The sequence below is a fragment of the Paracoccus beibuensis genome (assembly GCF_026162625.1).
Classification (GTDB): Bacteria; Pseudomonadota; Alphaproteobacteria; order Rhodobacterales; family Rhodobacteraceae; genus Paracoccus; species Paracoccus beibuensis.
In genome coordinates this window covers 1-1,927 of record NZ_JAOTBD010000086.1, presented here as the reverse complement: position 1 = coordinate 1,927, position 1,927 = coordinate 1, and the positions used below count along the sequence as shown (strand labels likewise).

General features: G+C 66.4%; 2 protein-coding genes and 1 pseudogene. 1 reads left to right on the top strand and 2 read right to left on the bottom strand.

The window, feature by feature from the left end; genetic code table 11:
- Positions 1–380: 380 nt before the first annotated feature.
- On the bottom strand, positions 381–506 hold the full coding sequence (locus OC159_RS19870; RefSeq protein ID WP_265502957.1) for a M48 metallopeptidase family protein: 126 nt from the start codon (positions 504–506) through the stop codon (positions 381–383).
- Between the two features lie 100 nt (positions 507–606).
- Positions 607–855: pseudogene (locus OC159_RS19865) on the bottom strand (HsdM family class I SAM-dependent methyltransferase); the annotation flags it as partial.
- Positions 856–1,013: 158 nt separating this feature from the next.
- Between OC159_RS19865 and OC159_RS19860 the strand changes: the two are divergent.
- Positions 1,014–1,841 (top strand): phage portal protein, encoded by an 828-nt coding sequence (locus OC159_RS19860; protein ID WP_265502956.1) that lies wholly within the window; start codon positions 1,014–1,016, stop codon positions 1,839–1,841.
- Positions 1,842–1,927: the final 86 nt, after the last annotated feature.

Here is a 1,927-nt window from a genome sequence, read left to right as displayed (position 1 = left end):
AAAGAACGGCGCGCGGCATTGAGCCTTCAGTCCCGCGCGCCGAAAGCCACTCGGCTCGTGATTGTGGCCAAAAGAACTGGAGAGGGTTGGATATCAGGCCCATTCCCTCCGCCACTTGCCCTCGCGAAAGCGTTCTCCCGATCCGGCTGTGGCCGGATTTTTCCGTTGTTTTCGAGGGTTATGCGGGAGGGGCTGAGCACTGGCCCCCGCGCCAGGAGGCCCGGAAGCGGTCTCTCAGGGTCGATATTCTCCGGACCTCATGACTGCGCAGATCTGGTGAATTTCCTTTAAGTGGTTGTCGGAACAAAGAAAAATCTCGGCCCTGAAATTGCTTGGATTGGGGTCGCGTTTGCGTCTGCCGCGACCGGGTTCGGAAGTTCTCAGGCCATGGTCCGTTCCAACCTCTGCTTCCGCCGCTCCCAATCGGGCATCACCTTGTCGAGTAGATCGAAGAATGCGGCGCCGTGATGTGGCTCGGCCACATGGCAGAGCTCGTGGGTGATCACGTAGTCGATGGCGTCGACTGGCGCCTGCACGAGGCGGCGGTTTGGCGGGCAGGCCGACGACGGCGTCGAGCAGGTTTTCCTCGATCAGCTGCTGCCGGATGCGTCCCTCAGCGCCGCCCCGGAACAGGACGCCGTGCGGCACGATGACCGCCACGCGGCCGGACTGCCGCTTGGCGATCTCGATCATGTGGGTGATGAAGGCATAGTCGCCCTTGGACTTGGGCGGCACGCCGCGCCAGAAGCGCTTGTACTAATCGCTTTCGGCATCCTCCGCGCCCCACTTGTCGAGCGAGAACGGCGGATTGGCGAGCACCACGTCGAACCGCATCAGGTGATCGCCCTCGACCAGCGCGGGGCTGTTGAGCGTATCGCACCACTCGATACGGGCGGCATCCTTGGCATGCAGGAGGATCTGCTCGCCCGCATCCGCACCATCGAGCGCGCGATCGCGGGCGTCAGCCGACCGCTGCCGGTGGCCGGGCTCGCGGGTTTCTCGCGCGGGGACCGATGATGTCTGCCACCTGGTTCGACCACGCCATCGCCACGGTGGCGCCGCGCATGGCCGCGCGCCGAGTGATGGCGCGTCAGGCCTTCGAGACCCTGACGCGGGGCTATGACGGCGCGGCGCGCGGGCGGCGTACGGAGGGCTGGCGCGCGCCGGGATCCTCGGCCGACACCGAGATCGGCGTGGCTGGGGCGCTTTTGCGCGACCGGATGCGCGATCTCGTGCGCAACAACCCGCATGCGGCCAAGGCCGTCGCGGTGCTGGTCAACAACATCATCGGCGCGGGCATCATGCCGCGCGCAGCGAGCGGAGACGACAAGCTCGACCGGAAGGTCGACGCGCTGTTCGAACGCTGGACGGCGGACTGCGACGCTGATGGTCAGCTCGACTTCTACGGGCTGCAGACGCTGATCTGCCGCGAGATGGTCGAGGCGGGCGAGGTGCTGGTGCGCCGCCGCCTGCGGCGCGCGAACGACGGCCTTCCGGTGCCGCTGCAATTGCAGGTGCTGGAAGCCGACTTCCTCGACGCCACCAAGTCCGGAGCCCTCGGCGCAGGGCGGCTGGTCCAGGGGATCGAGTTCGACCCGGTCGGCAAGCGCCGGGCCTATTGGCTCCATGCCGAGCACCCGGGCGACGCCTACGGGGCCTTGCAGAACGGCCTGCAGAGCCGCCCGGTTCTGGCGACCGAGATCGCCCATGTCTACGAGAAGCAGCGCACGCAGGCGCGCGGCGTTCCTTGGGGCGCGCCGGTCATCCGGTCCTTGCGCGATCTCGACGACTATGAAGTGGCCGAACTGGAAATTGTTGAGCAGCGGGCTCCGGGCATGTGAGGTTGGCTCCAGTCAGGCCGCGGGGTCAAGAGACATCGGCTCGAGAGGCTGAGAAAGCGTTTTCCCAGCGGTCGATCTTCCGCATC